We start from the raw sequence: 16997 nt of genomic DNA on the forward strand, positions 1-16997 counted from the left end.
CCAATGCCCCTGCCTTGGTACGGTCGCTCAATTCAGGAATAAGTTACTCAGCATGCAATTAAACGCTTTGAACAGCACGTCCAATAGAATCTTCGATTTCATTTGTCTGTGGATCCTTCCGCTCGGTTATTTATTGCTGCTTTGTGCGCTGTTTTTCCTGCCAGGGCGCAGTGTGCTTCACAAGCTTTACTATGGCCTGTTCAGCATTCCGGCACTGATTGCGCTGTGCCTGCGTCCACGGCTCAGCAAAGAATTGCTGCACGAACCGGTCGTCATTGCCGTTCTGCTGTTTTTGGCATGGGCACTGCTCAGCCTGAGCTGGGGGCCAGGCGACGACATCGAGTTTGGTCAGTTCAAACCCTCATTGCATACCCTGTTTCTGTTCGTCGGCTGCTACCTGCTGGTGCGCTATCGCAGCGAAATCATTCAGCCCCTGCTGTTCTGCGCCGCGATGGTCGCGCTGATCGCTTCCGTCTACAACCTGTACAGGTTCGGCCAGATCTACCAACCGCAAATGCGCCTGATCGGTGTAGGCGCGTTCGACAATCCACTGCTCAGCTCCCACGTTTTCGGCTTTTTCTGTACCTACTGGCTGAGCCTGAGCATGACCTGCAAGCGACGCCAGGTACTTTGGTTGAGCATTCCGGCGATGGCCATCATGTTCGCCACAGTGCTGGCCACCGGTTCCAGGACTCCACTGGTTGCACTGACGCTGGCGGCGCTGTGGCTGTGTTTCATCTGCTGGAATCGACGCTCGGTCCTGATGCTTGGCTCCATGTTCATCGCTGGAACAGCGACGCTCGTTCTGTTTGCGGACAAAATCTTTGAAAGAGGCAGCTCCTTCCGTATCGAGCTCTGGCAGTTGACCCTGGGCAGGATTGGTGAACATCCATGGATCGGGCACAGCTACAACGCCGAGCTGACCCTGGACCCAGGCGTCGGCTACCCCCTCGAGGAACCCCATAGCTTTATCCTGGGCGTGCTCTACTACGTTGGCATTATCGGACTGCTGCCATGGCTGTTCTTCCTCGTATGGAGCTTCATCAGTAGCCGGCGCCATCGCGTGCAACCGCTGTTTATTATTGCCTCAGCCTGGCTGGCCTTCGGTATCGGTGCGGGCCTGACCGAAGGTGGCGGGATTATCTCTCGTCCCAAGGAGCACTGGTTCCTGCTGTGGATCCCCCTGGCACTGATCGCCGCGTTGAGCATCAATCAACGGGCCAGGCGCCTGCTGGACACGCCGATCAAGACCGCGACGCCAAGCGCCCTGCAACAGCTGACTGCCGATGCCCGGGTCATCGAGGAGGATGGCTTGGGCCCCAAAGTCCTGCGCCTGACCGATGGCAGCTTTCTCAAGCTGTTCCGCCGCCGCCGCTGGTACACCTCGGGCAGTTTCACGCCTTATTCCGATCGTTTTGCCGTCAACAGCGTGCAACTGCGCAACATGGGCGTCCCGACACCGCACATCCTCGACCTTTACCGGTTCGAAGACGGCAGCACCGCTGTGCACTACTCTCCGTTGCCGGGCAACACGCTGCGCCAGATCCTGCAAGGCATCACCGCCCCGGCGGTGCGCCAGGCACTGGTGGAGCGTTTCGGCAAGTTCATGGCTCAATTGCATCAGCAAGGGGTCTACTTCCGCTCCCTGCACCTGGGCAATGTGCTGGTGCTGGAGGACGGCGAGTTCGGCCTGATCGACCTGGCCGACCTGCGCATTTACCCTTCATCTTTAAGCCCTTCCCTGCGCCGGCGTAATCTGCGCCATATGCAGCGCTACGCAGAAGATCGGCGCTGGCTGTTCGAGGACCACTTCGAAGCACTGCTGCAGGGATACGCCGCAGCAGCCTCGAAAGCCGACGTGGATAATTTGCACAGGCAAGTACTGGCCGGGAGTCCTCCGGCCCAGGCTCACTGATGACAGAAACCAGCCCGCTTATCGCGATGGCGGCTTATGCGGGTATCTGGCCTTCGGCGTGCTCGGGCACCACTCGATCACTACCTGGATCTTTGTGCAAACCGGCGGTGACTCAGTCTTTCTCCAGCCGCGAGAAATACATCCGGCCCAACCCGCGCCAGGTTTTCTTGTTCCAGGCCTTGAACGGAATCTGCGCCAGCAACTCCCGCGCCAGCTTGCGATCACGGTTGGCGGTCTTGAGGAACATGGAGTTGAGAAACTTGTAGCGCACCTCGTCATACAACGGGTGGTCGCTGAAGAGCGCGTAGGTGCGCAGGATGCTGTCGATCATGAAGCGGTGGTTCTTGTAGGAGTTGGTGGCGTGCTTGCGATAGCGCGCCATCAACACATTCAGGCCATCGATGAAGTAACCGGCATGGGTCACTTTCAGTTCAATCAGCAAGTCTTCCAGGCGAATGGTCGGGTCGAAACCGCCCACCTTGTCCAGCGCTTCGCGACGAATCATCAGGGTCGGTGCCGGCGGATAGGGCTTGCGCTCCAGGAACATGTCATCGAAGTCCAGGCGACGGAACGGCACATCCCGGCGCTGGCGCTTCTCGGGGTAGAGATTGCCGTCGGCATCGATCAGCTCGATGTTGCCGGCGCAGATTCCGACCTCGGGCTTGCCGTCCATATGCGCGACCTGCGTGGCGATTCGCTCCGGCAACATGATGTCATCCGAACCGAACGGCACGATCAGGCTGCCCTTTGCCCGGGCAATCGCACCATTGAGGGTGTTGGTCAGCCCCTGGTTTTCCTGGACCCGGAAGTCGAAACCATGGATGGCCTGCAACGCTTTGATCCGCTCGACACTGTCATCCTTCGAGCCATCGTCGACCACCAGCAACTCAATGTTCTGATAGGTCTGGTTGAGGACGCTGAGAATGCTTTCCTCGATGTAAGGGGCGTGGTTATACGACGCGATGATGACCGTGACGATGGGGTTCGCGTCGTTCATGGCTGTTCCTTGCGGGCCTGTTCCAGGCCGGAGTCGATCAGGTTCAGGTACTCCTGGCGGAAGACCTCGATGTCATGGTGTTGTTGCAGATAACGGAAGGCCTGCTCACCCTTGGCCTTGAGCTCGTCATCCGACAGCCCGAGGTAGGTGTCCAGCGCAGCCTGCAGCGTCGGCACATCCTTCGGCGTAATCGCCAGGCCACCGGCCCCCTCGATCAGCGGCAACATGGCCGGCACGTTCGAGGCAATCACCGGCAAATGCCCGCTCATGCCCTCAAGCAACGCCAGCCCGAGGCCTTCGGCCAGGGAAGGCATGGTCCAGATGTCGAATGCGCGAATGTACTGCAGTGCGATTTCCTTGAACCCCAGCAAATGGGCACGACCGCTAAGGCCGAGGCGGTCGATTTCCGCAGCCAGGCGCGACTCTTCGCGACCGGCGCCGATGATCGCCAGCTGGGTGTTCGGGTACTTGTCCTTGAGTGCGGCAAAGGCCTGCAGCAAATAGATATGGCCCTTGACCGGCACCAGCCGCCCCAACGCACCGATCAACCGCACCGACGGATCGATGCCCAGCATTTCACGGGCCTTTTCACGACTATGCTGCAGTCTTTCGGCTTGCTCGATGTCGATGGCATTGGTGATGGCGTAGGTATTCTGGTCGGTGAAGCCGCAGTCACAGTCCAGCAGATACTGTTTCACCGCAGGCGACACACCAACGAAGCGCCAGTGACGATCGATCAGGCGCTGGGTCTGGCGGCGCCGGTAAAAACGGTCGTACTCGCCAAAGCCGTGGGAAATGCCGATGCACAGCGGTACTTTCAACCAGCGATTGAGCGCCAGCATCATGTTCACCGGCTTGAAGCGGTTGCAGATCACCACATCGAATTTTTCCCGGCGGCAGAACTTGTACAGCTGCCACATCGCCCGCAGGCGCATGCCCTTGAGGGACTTGTCGGAAAACTCGAAGTACACCGAACGGTCGGCTCGGCTCACCGCTTCCCCCGGCCCGGGTTTGCCGCGCAAAAACGCGGCGGTCACTTCATAGCGATCACTGGGCAGGGCCTTGACGATTTGCTCCGCCAGGTCGGCGAAATCATGGGCTTTGACGTTGTAGTCAGGCTGCAGCTGCAGGACCTTCGACCGCTGACTCATAACTCTCCCCGCTGAGAAACATTGCCTGGTGTGTGCTTGAGGGACCACAAAAGCTCGTGGCGCCGGACTGCCTTGCGAAAGAATTCGTTCTCGCCATAGGTTGGCGGCAACCGGCCGGCCAACAACCGCTGTATCAACCGACGCAAGCGACGCTTGAACGGCATCGCCGGTTGCAGGTCGTGCATCATGCCCAGCGCCATGGCTTTGTCCCGCTGTTGTTCCAGCGCCATCGGCAGGCAATAAGGCTGCATCGGCTGGGTCGCGTCGAAGGCAGGCGGCAAGGCGATACCATCGCCGGTATCGCCCATCGGCCAGCGGTCGTTATCGTGCAAGTGGTTGGCATAGCCCAGCAGCGTGGTCGGTTGCCAGTCCAGGCCTTGCAAGGCCTCGAGGACTGCCGCCTGGGCGCAGATATGATCGGGATGCGGATCCAGGGTCGGATGCGGCAGCACGATGACCTCGGGCCGGGCCCGCAGCAGCAACTCGCGCAGATCGGCCAGCAGATTGTTCCAGGTCGGCGCGCCATCGGCATCGCCTGGCAGCGCGAAAGGATTCAGCTGGCGAAATAGTCGGGTATCACTCAGATCCGCTTCCCGCGATCCCGCTGCCACGCCAGGCGCGGCCTGCATGCTTGCCAGTTGCAAACAGAAATAACCCAGTTGTACGCAGTGAGCCTCGGGCACACCGGCCCAACGCGGCACGGCAATGCTGTCCCAGGCGCGCAGACGGCCTTTCAAGCGAGCCGCATCGACCTTGTTCAGGCCCATCTGTCGATAGTGTTCGGCTTCGATTTCACCGGCGGTCAGCGTGACGATCCAGGTTTCGTCGGCCTGGCTGTACAAACCGTAGGCCGCCAGTTCAGCGTCATCGGCGTGGGGCGCGATGACCATCACCCGCTGACGCCGATAATCCGGATGTTCCAGTGCCCACAGCACGGGCTCGCCGAGCACGCGACAGAAACGCCCGCGCAAGCGCAGGTCACCACGGGACAGCGCCTGGGCCTGACCACTGAGGTTGAGGTAACGCAGGCCGTTTACGCCCCGCTCGAAGGTTTGCCGGTCAGGGGTTTCGCCCCCCAGCAACTCGACCACCGGATCGATAAACCGTCCCAGCCAGGAACTCTGTACCCGCAGGGCCAACACCAGCGTCGCGTCGTCGACCAGCATCACGCCTTCGTCCAGCCGCAAATGTTCACCGTTCAGGTGCACCTTGGGCTGTGGCGTGTAGGGAGGAAAGTTGTACTGGTAATCGTCTTTCGGTGAGTAGAACAGATGGTCGGCAAACCAGGCTTCGTGGGCAATCCAGCCCAGAACCGCCAGCACCAGCGGCAACCACCAGGCCACCAGCACACCAATGACGATCAACAGCACCAGCGCAATCAACAGGCCGATACGTTTATTGCGCCGATGGCGCTTGAGCAGTTGCTGCTTGCGGCTCATGGCTTGGCTCATACAGTGAAGACCGGCACGGAGTTGCACCAGCGATCCTTGTATTCACGGTCGGCGCGCCCGAAGGAAAAGCGCAACGGCTTGTCCTGCGCCCGGGCATGTTCCCAGGCGCTTTGCGTATTGAGAAAACTCAGCACACTGCCGGGACTGAACTCACGGGTTTGCGGATCGACCCCACCGTTGATGTACTCGACGCTGATCCACTGCGGGGTTTCGACGCGGTACACCAGTTGAATCGCGATCGGCGCATCGTTGAGGAAAATCACCGAACCGATCAGCCACTCGCGCAGCAGCTCGATGACCTCGGCCATGCGTTCGGCGCCCGTCGCCGGGAAGCCCCAGCGGCGCTGGAACAGGTCGCAATAAATCGCCGCCAGATCAAAGCTGGAAAACTCGGACACCGGCCGCACCACGCCACCGGCCTCCTCAAGCAAGCGCAATTCGCGGCGCTGGTTGTAGCGAAACTTTTTCGACAATTCTTCGGGGGTGCGAGCCATGGCCAGTTGCTCGGCCTGCAACCTGATGCCGGTGAACCGCCCCTCGTTCAACGCTGACAGATAGCGCCCGCGATGGCGCAAAGGCGCCTGGGCATCGGCAGCGGCCGGCAGGATGATCTCGGCGTTACCCAGATCGAACAGCCCTTTCTTGCCGCGACGCTTGAGTACGTCCTTGGACAAGGCAAGGTCGCGGCCCCAGGTCGGGATCGCCGCCTTGATCTCGTCAGCCTGCACCCAAGCCAGGTAACGCACAGGAATGTCGGCCAGTTTCGCCAGCCGCTCGACCACCATGGGATGAGTCGCGACGCTGCCGCCATAACGCTGCCAGGTTTCGGCGTAAGTCGAGGCGTCGACTACCGCCCAGCCACGCTCGCGCCAGCCTTGAAATCGGTTGAGCATCAGCCCCTCTGTGCCAGTTCGGTAACGTGCGGCAAGTGCCAGAAAGCATCGCGCACGGCGCGGTCGGAAAAGCGTTCGCGCAAGCGCTCGAGCATCAACTCGGCACACTGTCGACGTTGCTGCTCATCCATGGCGGCCAGATGTTGCAGCCCCTTGGCCAGATGTTCGGCATCGCCCAGCGGAAACAGGATACCCACGCCTTCGACCACTTCCTTCGCTCCGCCGCAGGCGGTGGCCAGCAACGGTACACCGGCGGCCATGGCCTCCAGCAGCACCATGCCGAACGGTTCGTGATCGGAACTCAGGGCGAACACATCGAAGGCGCGGAAGTAGTTGCGTGCATCCGGCACCTGGCCAAGAAACAGCACCCGATCGCCGATGCCCAGTTCGCGGGCCTGAGCCTTGAGGTTTTCCTCCAGGCGCCCTTTGCCGAGAATCACCAGCTGGCTGTTGGCCGGCAACTGCGGCAACGCCTCGGCGAAACCGTGCAGCAGCGTGGCCTGATCCTTGTCTGGATGCAGCCGTCCGACGTTGCCGACGATCCAGGCATCCGCCGCCAGCCCCAGGGTTTCCCGGGCCTCGCGAGCCGACACTTGCGAGGCGTGCAGGGCCTCTACGTCGATACGGTTGTACAACGTCTGAATTCGCGAAGCCGGCCACTTCGGCAGGCAATTGCGCATGTCGTCGCGCACCGCGTCGGACACGCCGAGCAAACTCAAACGCTTGCGGAAAATATGTGCGAACAGTTTGCGGCTGCCGCGCTGGTAATCTTCAAACCCGTGGTGCACGCCAATGACCGGCAACGACGTACCGAGCAAGGCGATGTAGATAGGCTTGAAGCGGTGTGCGATGCAGAAACTGAAGTTGCGCGACGCGGCGATCTTGCGCAGATCGCCGATGGCTCCCAGCTTCAGGCCACGAATGGCCTTGGAGCTGTACTCCATGAACAGCACTTCATCGGAGGCACAGCCCGCGGCGACCTCGGCATCGGCAGCCCCGGTGAGGAACACCGTGGTCACTCGATAGCCGGTCCCCGCGAACAGGCTGGCGTACTGCCGTGCGCAGTCCAGGAACGGCCCGTCATAGCCGTGACAGAACTGCAGCACATGACGTTCAGCCGAACGTGTCATAGGCGTTCGCGCCCTCTTTGACCACCAGGATGTCTTCCATGATCAGATACTGTAGATCCGAACCGAAGAACATGTTCAGCGCATCGGTCGGCGAGCAGATCATCGGTTCGCCGCGACGGTTGAGCGAGGTGTTGAGCGACACGCCGTTGCCGGTGAGCACTTCCAGCGCTTTCATCATGTCGTAGTAGCGCGGGTTGTATTCGCGCTTGAGCACCTGGGCGCGGGAGGTGCCGTCTTCGTGGACGACCTCCGGCACGCGGGTTTTCCATTCTTCCGCCACTTCGAAGGTGAAGGTCATGAACGGAGCCGGGTGATCGATCTTGATCATCTGCGGCGCCACGGTGTCGAGCATCGACGGGCAGAAAGGCCTCCAGCGCTCGCGGAACTTGATTTGATGGTTGATGCGATCCGCCACGCCCGGCACGCTCGGGCAGCCGATGATCGAGCGACCACCCAGTGCACGCGGACCAAACTCCATGCGCCCCTGGAACCAGGCCACCGGGTTGCCATCGACCATGATCTTGGCGATCTGCTCCGGCATGTTGTCGAGCTTGCGCCACGTCGGCTTGTTGGCGTGACGGGCACAGGCTGCAATCACGTCTTCGTTGCTGTACGACGGGCCGAGGTAGACGTGTTCCATCTTCTCGACCGGTACGCCACGGGCGTGGGACACGTAGGCTGCCGCACCCACCGCGGTACCGGCGTCGCCGGATGCAGGCTGTACGAACAGCTCTTTGACGTCGTCGCGGGCGATGATTTTCTGGTTCAGCTTGACGTTCAACGCACAGCCGCCGGCGTAGGCCAGTTTGCCGGTTTCCTTGAGCACGCCGCCCAGGTAGTAGTCGATCATCTGCAGCGCAATTTTTTCGAACAGCGCTTGAATGCTCGCGGCGTAGTGGATGTAAGGCTCGTCGGCGATGTCGCCTTCGCGCTTCGGACCCAGCCACTCGATCAGCTTCGGCGAAAAGTAGTAACCCTTGCCCTTCTCTTTATAGCGACGCAGACCGATGACGTTGGCGTAGTCGGTGTTGATCACCAGCTCGCCGTTTTCGAACGAAGCCAGGCGCGAGAAATCGTATTTGCTGGCGTCGCCGTACGGCGCCATGCCCATGACCTTGAACTCACCGTCGAGCATATCGAAACCGAGGAACTCGGTGATCGCGCCGTACAGGCCGCCGAGGGAGTCCGGATCGAAGAATTCCTTGATCTTGTGGATCTTGCCGTTTTCGCCATAACCGAAGAAGGTCGTGGCGTACTCGCCCTTGCCGTCGATGCCCAGGATCGCGGTTTTCTCTTTGAAACCGGAGCAGTGATAAGCGCTGGAGGCGTGGGCCAGATGGTGTTCGACCGGCTCGATCTTGATCTTCTTCGGATCAAAACCCAGTTGCTCCAGGCACCAGACGATCTTGTTGCGATAGCGCTTGTAGCGACGGTTGCCCATCAGGATCGCGTCGAGTGCACGGTCAGGGGCGTACCAGTAACGCTTGGCGTACTGCCAGCGGGCCTTGCCGAACAGGCTGATCGGGGCGAACGGGATCGCTACCACGTCGACATCGGACGGCTTGATGCCGGCCTGCTCCAGGCAGAATTTCGCCGATTCGTAGGGCATGCGGTTCTTTGCATGTTTATCGCGTACGAAGCGCTCCTCTTCAGCCGCCGCGACCAGCTTGCCGTCGATATACAGGGCTGCGGAAGGATCATGGCTAAGGGCGCCGGACAGGCCAAGAATCGTCAATGCCACAGGGGTCTAGCCTCTTTAGTCTGCATGCAGGCGCAAGCGCCTCAAAAATTAATGTGCCCTCGCAAGGGGCGAGAGACAGCTAAAGGGCGGGATTATAGCGTAAAAGCAGCGGCTAGCCTCTAGCTACAAGCCGCAAGCAGCCACGGTGGTGACCTTGCGATTACTTTTAACCGCGCGAAGGCCGCCAGTAGACACGGATATTGCCGTCCACGCTTTGCCGGTAAATCGTGTAGGGCAAGGCGGCGGTGTCCAGTGCGCCGGACAGGGCCAGGTCGAGCAAAATGAGCGGTACGAGGATACCCGTGGGATCGGGCGGCGCGTTCAATACGCAGAAGTCATAAGCCAGGCCGCTGTAGACCCGCGGAATGGACTGGCAATAGGTCTTTTGCCTGCGCAGCCCTTGCGCCGCTTCGGCTTCATCCTGCAGGACGGTGGCGGCGGTCCCGCAGCCCATTAGAGATACTGATAAAACACCCGATGAAACTGCCATTTTGATAGTCACAGCCTGCCCTCCGAGAACGTCAGGCAAACTAGCATCGGGGTGATTTCGACCACAGTTCACAGCTTCCCAAGATCGCGTAGGACGGTTCACAAGAACTTGTCTGCTTTCTCGGTTGGCTGTTCCGGCCCCTTCGCGAGCAAGCCCGCTCCCACATTTGATTGCATTCAAGTGTGGGAGCGGGCTTGCTCGCGAAAGGACCGAAGGTCCGATTCAATCAGCGCTGGAGATGTCTTTGGGAAGACGCTGATCGATGACCTGGTAAAGGGCGCTGCTTTCAGGCCAATTGCGCATGAACCGCGCGCGGTCCTTTGCGTACGCCGGGGCGAAGCTGCCGAGGGAGCCGTGCTGGCACATCGCGTCAAGGTCGATCAACGCCCAGCGATCCTGCTGCCAGAACAGGTTATGCCCCTTGAAGTCGCCATGACTGATGCGTTCGCGAATCAGCTCGGCGAACAGATGATCCAGCGCCGCCAGCTCGGCTTCCGGTGCATCGCCACGCTCAACATAAGGTGCAAACCGCTCGATGATGTCCGGCCCCGGCAGATACTCGGTGATCAAGTACGCCCGGCTGCGCAGCCAGAGAGCACGTTTTTCCAGCAGCGCCAGCGGCTTGGGCGTGGCAATCCCGAGGAACGCCAGGCGATTGCCTTCGCGCCATGAATGCCAGGCCCGGCTCGGACGCCAGAAGCGCTTGAGCCAATGGGCAAAACCCTTGATGTTGTAGCGCTTGATCACCAGCGTGCGGCCATCCACCTCGACCTTGCCGACGCTCGCTGCTCCGCCGGTCTTGTACAGATGCCCCTGATCGAGCAAGGCATCGGCGCGCTCCAGCACCGGCAACATCGACGACTCTTCCTCGCGGCGAATCGCCCGCAATCCAAAGGCTCCGCGCTGGACGCTGAACAGTGTGCACTCGCGGCCGACCTTGTTCAGGAAGTCCTTGAGGCGCCAGTTGCGGACCTTGTCGATCTGCTTCTGCAACGCTTCCATCGGCAGGGCGTGCTCGCCGTTGCTGAGCAGGTAATACACCAGCAACTCTTCAATGAAGGGCTCCAGCGACTTGGGCAACTGGGCGAAGAACACCCCGAGGTTTTCCAGGACTTTCTGCCGCGACAGGGGCTGTCCCGGCGTTTCGGAGCAAATCCCGGCGCCGTCGATCAAGTACAGACGACCACGCTGACGCAGCAGGTTGTCCAGGTGCAGGTCTTCCTGCCACAGTCCTTTGCGGTGCATTTGACCGATGGCGCCTAACGCCTCGGCCAACACCGCCCCCTGCCCGTCGGACAACACCGGTAAATTCTCGACCTGCTTCCAGGTATCACCCAGGCTTTCGGCGCCCTCCAGAAACTCGAACAGCAGCCAGCCACCCTCACCTTCTTTCAGGCCGTCGGCCAACAGCTGCGGCGTGGTCAGCCCTTGGGCAGAGAGCAGGCGCACGCCGTCCAGTTCACGCTGAAAATGCCGGGCCGCCTTGCTGCCGACCAGCAACTTGGCCAGCACCGGCCGACCACGCCAGACGCCAGCACCGACATAACGCTGCCCCGGCAACACCCGCAACAGGCTCAGCAGTTGTAAATCGGCGGGGCCGGCAGCGTCGGCCAGCGATATGCTCAGCGGCAAAACCGGATTGCGGCCGACGGACTTCAATTCAGACAATCGCATCAGCGCGGCCTCTTTTGGCTGCGTCGCGCCGTCAAGCGCTGCAGCCAGCTATCGATCAGTGAGCTGTCCTGCGGTTGATCCAGATAGGCGGCCAGCAATTCCCGCAGTTGCGACTCGCCCCACTCGGACGCACGGCGCGTCAGCGGTTCCAGGTCCTTGATTCGGTCACGCTGCCCGTACAGCAGCGGCCGGGTCTTTTCCAGATCGATCAATTGAGCCTGATAGCCGTTGCCGGTGGCGCGCATGAAAATGTGCTTGGGGTAGAAGCAACCATGCACCTGGCGTGCAGCGTGCAGTTGCCGGGCCAGTTCACCACTGGCCTTGAGGATTTCCGAGTGCTGCTCGGGGCTCAATTCAGCCCAGCGCTGCAACAGCGAGTCGAGGTCGTCCCAACCATCCAGGGCACGGGTCAACAGGATCGCCCGGACTTCGCCATTGACCTTGCGCTCACCGTAAAAAACCGCTTCCAGCGCCGGAACCCCCAGTTTCTGGTAATGGGAGATGTTGCGAAACTCGCGTGCAAAACTTGGCTCGCCGAACGGTGCGCGCAAGGTGCGGGTCAGGTAATTGCTTTGGCGCTTGAGGTAGAAACCATGGCCTTCCAGATCCAGCCGAGACACGCTGCTCCAGCCGCCGCGGCCGGTGTTGGGTTCATCCACCGCTTCGAGCTGTATGGCCCAGAGTGCCTCGAACGTACCGAGACCATGGCGCTCAAGCAGCGCGCGGTCCTCAGCGGCCAGAAAATCGCTCATTCGCGTCCCTCGAAAAATCTCACCACATGCCGGATGCGTTTTTTGTCCGCAGCGTTGAGCCGGGTCCGATTGCGGTATTGCAGGTAAAAGCGCAGGCGCTGGGTAGCCGACAGTTGATACTTGGCGACCTTGTCCAGGCACGCCAGATCCTTGGTAATACGGTACTTGAGCCAGAAACCGCGCCAGAAATCGCCGTTGGGGCAATCGATCAAAAACACTCGAGCCTCATCGTCGATCAGCAGGTTGCGCCACTTCAAATCGTTATGGGTGAAGCGGTGATCGTGCATGATCCGGGTATATTCGGCCAACTGACGACTGACAGTATCGACCCAGGCGCGATCCGAAAGTTTCGGGTCGCGCCGCTCGGCCAGTGCCGACAAGTCTTCAGTACGCGGCAGCTCCCGGGTAATCATCGCACCACGAGCGTAGGCCACACCGCGCCGCTCCAGCCCCCAGGCCACCACTTCGGCGGTGGGAATGCCCCACTTGGCGAAGCGCTTGAGGTTCTGCCACTCCATCTTCACCCGAGGCTTGCCGAGGTAACGCCGCAAGCCTTTGCCAGCGCCCACGTAGCGCTTGACGTAATAGTTGACGCCATTGCGCTCGACACGGATGACTTCCGAAAGCAGATCGCTGGTCAATTGCTCGCCCTGCAATGCAAACACAGCCTCGAGGCTGCCGAAGTCATCGACCAGGTCGCTGTAGGCCGGTTCCAGTTTCCAACCCGACATCAGAGCGCATCCCCGTATCGCTGTTTACGCTCGTAGAGCTTGTTGGCCTTGCCGTCGAGCCACGCCAGCAACGACGCCTCTTCAATCAGGATCTGACGCAGCGGCTGCTGGAAATAACCTTTGAGAAAACGCAGCTTGTCGCGGCGGGTCAGGCCAATGTCCAGGGCCGAAAAGTACAGGGCCGCCAGGTCCTTGTTGCGCCACCGCGAGGTGATCGTCGGACGGGTCTGGGCACGGTGCAGATCGATCACCGAGAGTTTGAAGTCGTCCGCGGTCACCGGTTTGTCGGTGTGCAGCAGGAAATGGCAGATGTAGCAGTCGCGGTGGTTGACCCCGGCGCGGTGCATCATGCCGGTCATGCGTGCGACTTCGGCGATCAGCGCGCGCTTGAGTCTTGGCTCGGGCGGCTGCCGGATCCAGTTGATGCTGAAATCTTCGAGGCTGACCGTAGGCGCCAGCTCTTCGGTGACAATGAACGAGTGCTGGTCGGCCGGGTTGCTACCCTTCTCGCCGTACGCCACGGCGGTCATGGTGGGCACGCCGACTTCCTGCAGGCGCTGGATGGCCCTCCACTCTTGACCCGCGCCCAGTACAGGAAGCTTGGCAGTGAGCAGGTTCTTGAAGATTTCGCCCCAGCCGATGCCACGGTGGATTTTCACGAAAAACCCGTTGCCGTCGACTTCCGTGCGTAATGTCCGGCGTGCTTCCAGCTCGCGGTACACCTCGCCCTCAAGCCCCTCGACTTCGGCGAACGGGTCGCGTCCGGCCCAGAGGCTTTTGAACGGTTCAGCCAGCATCAACTTCATTTAAGCGTGCTCCGCCAGAATCACATCGGCCGCGTGCTGCGGCATGCTGTAGAGGTCGGCCGTTTCGGCGAAGGCCAGACCGTTGCGGCTCCAGGCCGCCCTTGCCAGAGCGTCGTTCAACATGCCGGTCAGGTACTGCGTCAGTTGTGCCTGATCGAACGGTTCGTCCAGCACCAGGCCCGCATCGGCCTCGGCAATGTAATGGGCGTAACCGCACACCGCGCTCACCAGTACCGGCAAGCCGGCCACCAGCGCTTCGAGCAAAACCGTGCCGGTGTTTTCGTTGTACGCCGGGTGGATCAACAGATCGGCACCCAACAGGAAACGCGGTATGTCACTGCGGCCCTTGAGGAACGTGACGTTGTCGCCCAGCCCCAAGGTCGCGCTCTGCATCTGGAATAACTTGGGGTCATCCTGGCCAATTACAAACAGCCGGGTGCGCTTCTTCAACTCGGCGGGCAATGCCGCCAACGCCTTGAGACTGCGGTCCACACCCTTGGTCTTGAACCCGGAGCCGATCTGCACCAGCAGCAGTTCGTCGTCCTGGAGCTTGAATTCCGCGCGGAACCCTGCGCGAATTTCGTCGGCATCGGCCGGCCGGCGACGATCCTGGGCAATGCCCGGCGGCAGCAGGTGGAAACGCTCCAGCGGTGTGTCGTAATGCTTGATGAACAACGGCTGCTGGACCTCGGAAATCATCAACACTTCGGTCCTGGCGTCCCTGGCGAACACTGCGCGCTCGTATTCGGCGAAGTGGCGATAGCGGCCCCAGCGGCGATACAGCGAATTGCGCAGGTTCTGCGCCTTGTCTTCGAAGCAGCCGTCGGCGGCGTAGTACACGTCCAGGCCCGGCATCTTGTTGAAACCGATCAGACGGTCAACCGGGCGCTTGGCCAGGTCCGCTTCCATCCACTCGCTGAGCTTTTCGTTGCGCCGATGGTTAAAGAACGCCTTGACCGGCGCCACCAGCACTTCGAAGCCCGGCGGCACGTCGCCCTCCCAGATCAGCGTGTAGACACGAATCTGATGGCCGCGCTTCTGGCACTCCAGGGCGATGCGCATGAAATCGCGCTGCAAGCCGCCGAACGGGAAATATTTGTACAAGACAAATGCCAATTGCATCAGCGCAGCTCCTCAGCCAGTAACAACGTGCTCAGTCGGCTGGCGACACGCTCGGGATTCAGTCGCGTGAAGCACAATGGCCACTCGCGTTTCAGGTCAAACTGACGGGCATCTTCGGCCGTCGGTTGGTAAGTGCATTTCTTTTGCAGGCACGGCGCGCAGGGGAAGTCGCTGGCCAGGTGAATCTGCGATTTGCCGTAGGCGCCGGTCAGGCCCGGATTGGTCGGGCCGAACAGCGACAGCGTCGGCACATCCAGCGCGGCGGCCAGATGACCCAGGCCGGTGTCTACCGCCACGCAGGCTTGCGCGCCGGCCAGCACCTTGCCGACACCCGCCAGGTTCAATTTTGGCAACACTTCGGCGTGTTTGAAATCCGCGGCGATGCGCTCGGCGCGGGCTTTCTCCTGGGCATTGCCCCAAGGCAACTTCACCCCTACGCCAAGGTAGCCGACCCGTTCGGTCAGCTCGCGCCAATAGGCTTCAGGCCAGTGCTTGGTGTCCCAGGTGGTGCCATGCAGAAACACCACGTAAGGATTCTTGCGCGGCAATTCCACCAGGCGCTCGACATTCAGACCGTAGTCGCCCAGGCCTTTGGGCAAGTCATAGCCCAACGCGATGGCGAACAGCTGACGCACTCGCTCCACCGCGTGCTGGCCTCGGGCGACGGCCAGACGTCGATTGTAAAAGTGTGCAGCAATTGGCTCGCGTGCCGAACTTTTATCGAGGCCGGCCACCGGCGCCTTGACATAACGGGTCAGCCAGGCGCTTTTCAGCAAGCCCTGGGCGTCGATCACCAAATCGTATTTCGTGGCACGAACGCTTTGCTTGAAACGCTTCCACTCACCGCTCTTGATGGTCTGCCAGATGTTTTTGCGCCAGCGACGAATCGCCACCGGAATCACCTTGCCCACCGCCGGATGCCAGGTCGGGATCTCGGCAAAGCCTTCTTCCACCACCCAGTCGAATTTGATGCCGGGGATCGCCCGCGCCGCGTCGGTCAACGCCGGCAACGCATGAATGACGTCGCCCAGCGAAGACGTCTTGATCAACAGAACCCGCAAGCTATTTGACCTCGACCACAGTGCCATGCAACCGCTGCAAGGCTTCGTTCACGGCCTGCGGCATGAGCTGGCGCAGACAGTTGTAATGGCCGAAACGGCAGGTGCGGTCGAAGCATGGGCTGCACTCGATGCCCAGGCGTACGATTTCCACATGCTCGGCCAACGGTGGCGTGAAACCCGGCGACGTCGAACCGTAGACCGCTACCAATGGGCGGTTCAGCGCGGCGGCGACGTGCATCAGGCCGGAGTCGTTGGACACCACCGAATCGGCGCAGGACATCAGGTCGATGGCTTCGGCCAGCGAGGTGCCGCCACTGAGATTCACTGACTCTTCACGCAGGCCGGGAATCAAACGTGCGCGAATGTCTTCGCCCACGGCGTGATCGTTTTTCGAACCGAACAGCCAGACTTGCCAGCCTTCGCGGATCTTCGTTTCGGCAACCTTGGCGTAATGCTCGGACGGCCAGCGCTTGGACTCGCCGAACTCGGCGCCGGGGCACAGGGCCAACACCGGACGGTCGAGGGTCAGGCCAAACTTTGCCAGTGCCGCTTCACGCGTGACCGGATCGATCTGCAGCGTCGGGCGCGGATACGGTTTTGGCAATTCAACGCCCGGCTCGTAAGCCAGGGCCATGAAGCGTTCGATCATCAGCGGGTAACGATCTTTGTCCAGCGTGCGCACATCATTGAGCAGGCCATAACGGAATTCACCGCGCCAGCCAGTGCGTTTCGGGATGCCGGCAAAGAATGGCACCAGCGCCGACTTCAGGGAATTGGGCAGCAGGATCGCCTGGTCGTACTGGCCGGCCAGGGATTTGCCGATGCGCCGACGCGTCGCCAGATCCACAACGCCGTGACCGAGCGGAAAGCTCAAGGCCTGGCGAACTTCGGGCATGCGCTCAAGAATCGGCCGGCTCCACTCGGGGGCCAGCACGTCGATTTCGCATTGCGGGTGGCGTTGCTTAAGACACTGGAAAAGTGTCTGCGCCATCACCATGTCACCGACCCAACTGGGCCCAACGATCAGAATTTTCATGTGGTTTCCATAAACGAACCGGGGAGGCCTACGCCTCCCCGCCTCGA

The 16997-nt window shown here is 60.9% G+C and carries 15 protein-coding genes; 1 reads left to right on the forward strand and 14 read right to left on the reverse strand.

Going from position 1 to position 16997, the window contains the following annotated elements; genetic code table 11:
• Nucleotides 1-52: 52 nt before the first annotated feature.
• The gene (locus ABIA48_RS12535) at nt 53-1915 is read left to right on the forward strand and encodes an O-antigen ligase family protein (protein WP_429488966.1); all 1863 of its coding nucleotides are present in this window, start codon (nt 53-55) and stop codon (nt 1913-1915) included.
• A gap of 112 nt (nt 1916-2027) precedes the next feature.
• On the opposite strand, the gene ABIA48_RS12540 is transcribed toward ABIA48_RS12535, so the two are convergent.
• From ABIA48_RS12540 to waaF, 14 genes are all read right to left on the reverse strand, one after another.
• Nucleotides 2028-2912 (reverse strand): glycosyltransferase, encoded by an 885-nt coding sequence (locus ABIA48_RS12540; protein ID WP_429488968.1) that lies wholly within the window; start codon nt 2910-2912, stop codon nt 2028-2030.
• Nucleotides 2909-4063 carry a glycosyltransferase family 4 protein gene (locus ABIA48_RS12545; RefSeq protein ID WP_429488970.1) on the reverse strand — a complete coding sequence of 385 codons (1155 nt, stop codon included), beginning with the start codon at nt 4061-4063 and terminating at the stop codon, nt 2909-2911. The genes ABIA48_RS12540 and ABIA48_RS12545 overlap by 4 nt, the downstream gene beginning before the upstream one ends.
• Nucleotides 4060-5502, reverse strand: a complete 1443-nt coding sequence (locus tag ABIA48_RS12550) for a PIG-L deacetylase family protein (RefSeq protein WP_429488972.1) — start codon at nt 5500-5502, stop codon at nt 4060-4062. The genes ABIA48_RS12545 and ABIA48_RS12550 overlap by 4 nt, the downstream gene beginning before the upstream one ends.
• Before the next feature lie 8 nt (nt 5503-5510).
• Nucleotides 5511-6407: an antimicrobial resistance protein Mig-14 gene (locus ABIA48_RS12555; RefSeq protein ID WP_429488974.1), complete on the reverse strand. Its 897-nt coding sequence runs from the start codon at nt 6405-6407 to the stop codon at nt 5511-5513.
• On the reverse strand, nt 6407-7537 hold the full coding sequence (locus ABIA48_RS12560) for a glycosyltransferase (RefSeq protein WP_429488976.1): 1131 nt from the start codon (nt 7535-7537) through the stop codon (nt 6407-6409). The genes ABIA48_RS12555 and ABIA48_RS12560 overlap by 1 nt, the downstream gene beginning before the upstream one ends.
• The gene (locus ABIA48_RS12565) at nt 7521-9278 is read right to left on the reverse strand and encodes a carbamoyltransferase family protein (RefSeq protein WP_429488978.1); all 1758 of its coding nucleotides are present in this window, start codon (nt 9276-9278) and stop codon (nt 7521-7523) included. The genes ABIA48_RS12560 and ABIA48_RS12565 overlap by 17 nt, the downstream gene beginning before the upstream one ends.
• 166 nt (nt 9279-9444) lie before the next feature.
• On the reverse strand, nt 9445-9780 hold the full coding sequence (locus tag ABIA48_RS12570) for a YceK/YidQ family lipoprotein (protein WP_429488980.1): 336 nt from the start codon (nt 9778-9780) through the stop codon (nt 9445-9447).
• Nucleotides 9781-9990: 210 nt separating this feature from the next.
• Nucleotides 9991-11442: a lipopolysaccharide kinase InaA family protein gene (locus tag ABIA48_RS12575; protein ID WP_429488982.1), complete on the reverse strand. Its 1452-nt coding sequence runs from the start codon at nt 11440-11442 to the stop codon at nt 9991-9993.
• Nucleotides 11442-12194 carry a lipopolysaccharide kinase InaA family protein gene (locus ABIA48_RS12580; protein ID WP_429488984.1) on the reverse strand — a complete coding sequence of 251 codons (753 nt, stop codon included), beginning with the start codon at nt 12192-12194 and terminating at the stop codon, nt 11442-11444. Before ABIA48_RS12580 ends, ABIA48_RS12575 begins: the two co-directional genes overlap by 1 nt.
• Nucleotides 12191-12925 (reverse strand): lipopolysaccharide kinase InaA family protein, encoded by a 735-nt coding sequence (locus ABIA48_RS12585; protein ID WP_429488986.1) that lies wholly within the window; start codon nt 12923-12925, stop codon nt 12191-12193. Before ABIA48_RS12585 ends, ABIA48_RS12580 begins: the two co-directional genes overlap by 4 nt.
• Entirely contained in the window at nt 12925-13731 is an 807-nt protein-coding gene (gene rfaP, locus ABIA48_RS12590; protein ID WP_429488988.1) for a lipopolysaccharide core heptose(I) kinase RfaP, read from the reverse strand. Before rfaP ends, ABIA48_RS12585 begins: the two co-directional genes overlap by 1 nt.
• A complete protein-coding gene (locus tag ABIA48_RS12595) occupies nt 13732-14853 on the reverse strand; it encodes a glycosyltransferase family 4 protein (RefSeq protein WP_429488990.1) in 1122 nt (373 codons plus the stop codon). It abuts the gene before it with no gap.
• Entirely contained in the window at nt 14853-15914 is a 1062-nt protein-coding gene (gene waaC / locus ABIA48_RS12600; protein ID WP_429488992.1) for a lipopolysaccharide heptosyltransferase I, read from the reverse strand. Before waaC ends, ABIA48_RS12595 begins: the two co-directional genes overlap by 1 nt.
• Nucleotide 15915: 1 nt before the next feature.
• Nucleotides 15916-16950: a lipopolysaccharide heptosyltransferase II gene (waaF, locus tag ABIA48_RS12605; protein ID WP_429488994.1), complete on the reverse strand. Its 1035-nt coding sequence runs from the start codon at nt 16948-16950 to the stop codon at nt 15916-15918.
• Between the last annotated feature and the right edge of the window lie 47 nt (nt 16951-16997).

Source organism: Pseudomonas sp. S30_BP2TU TE3576, assembly GCF_050436025.1.
GTDB lineage: Bacteria > Pseudomonadota > Gammaproteobacteria > Pseudomonadales > Pseudomonadaceae > Aquipseudomonas.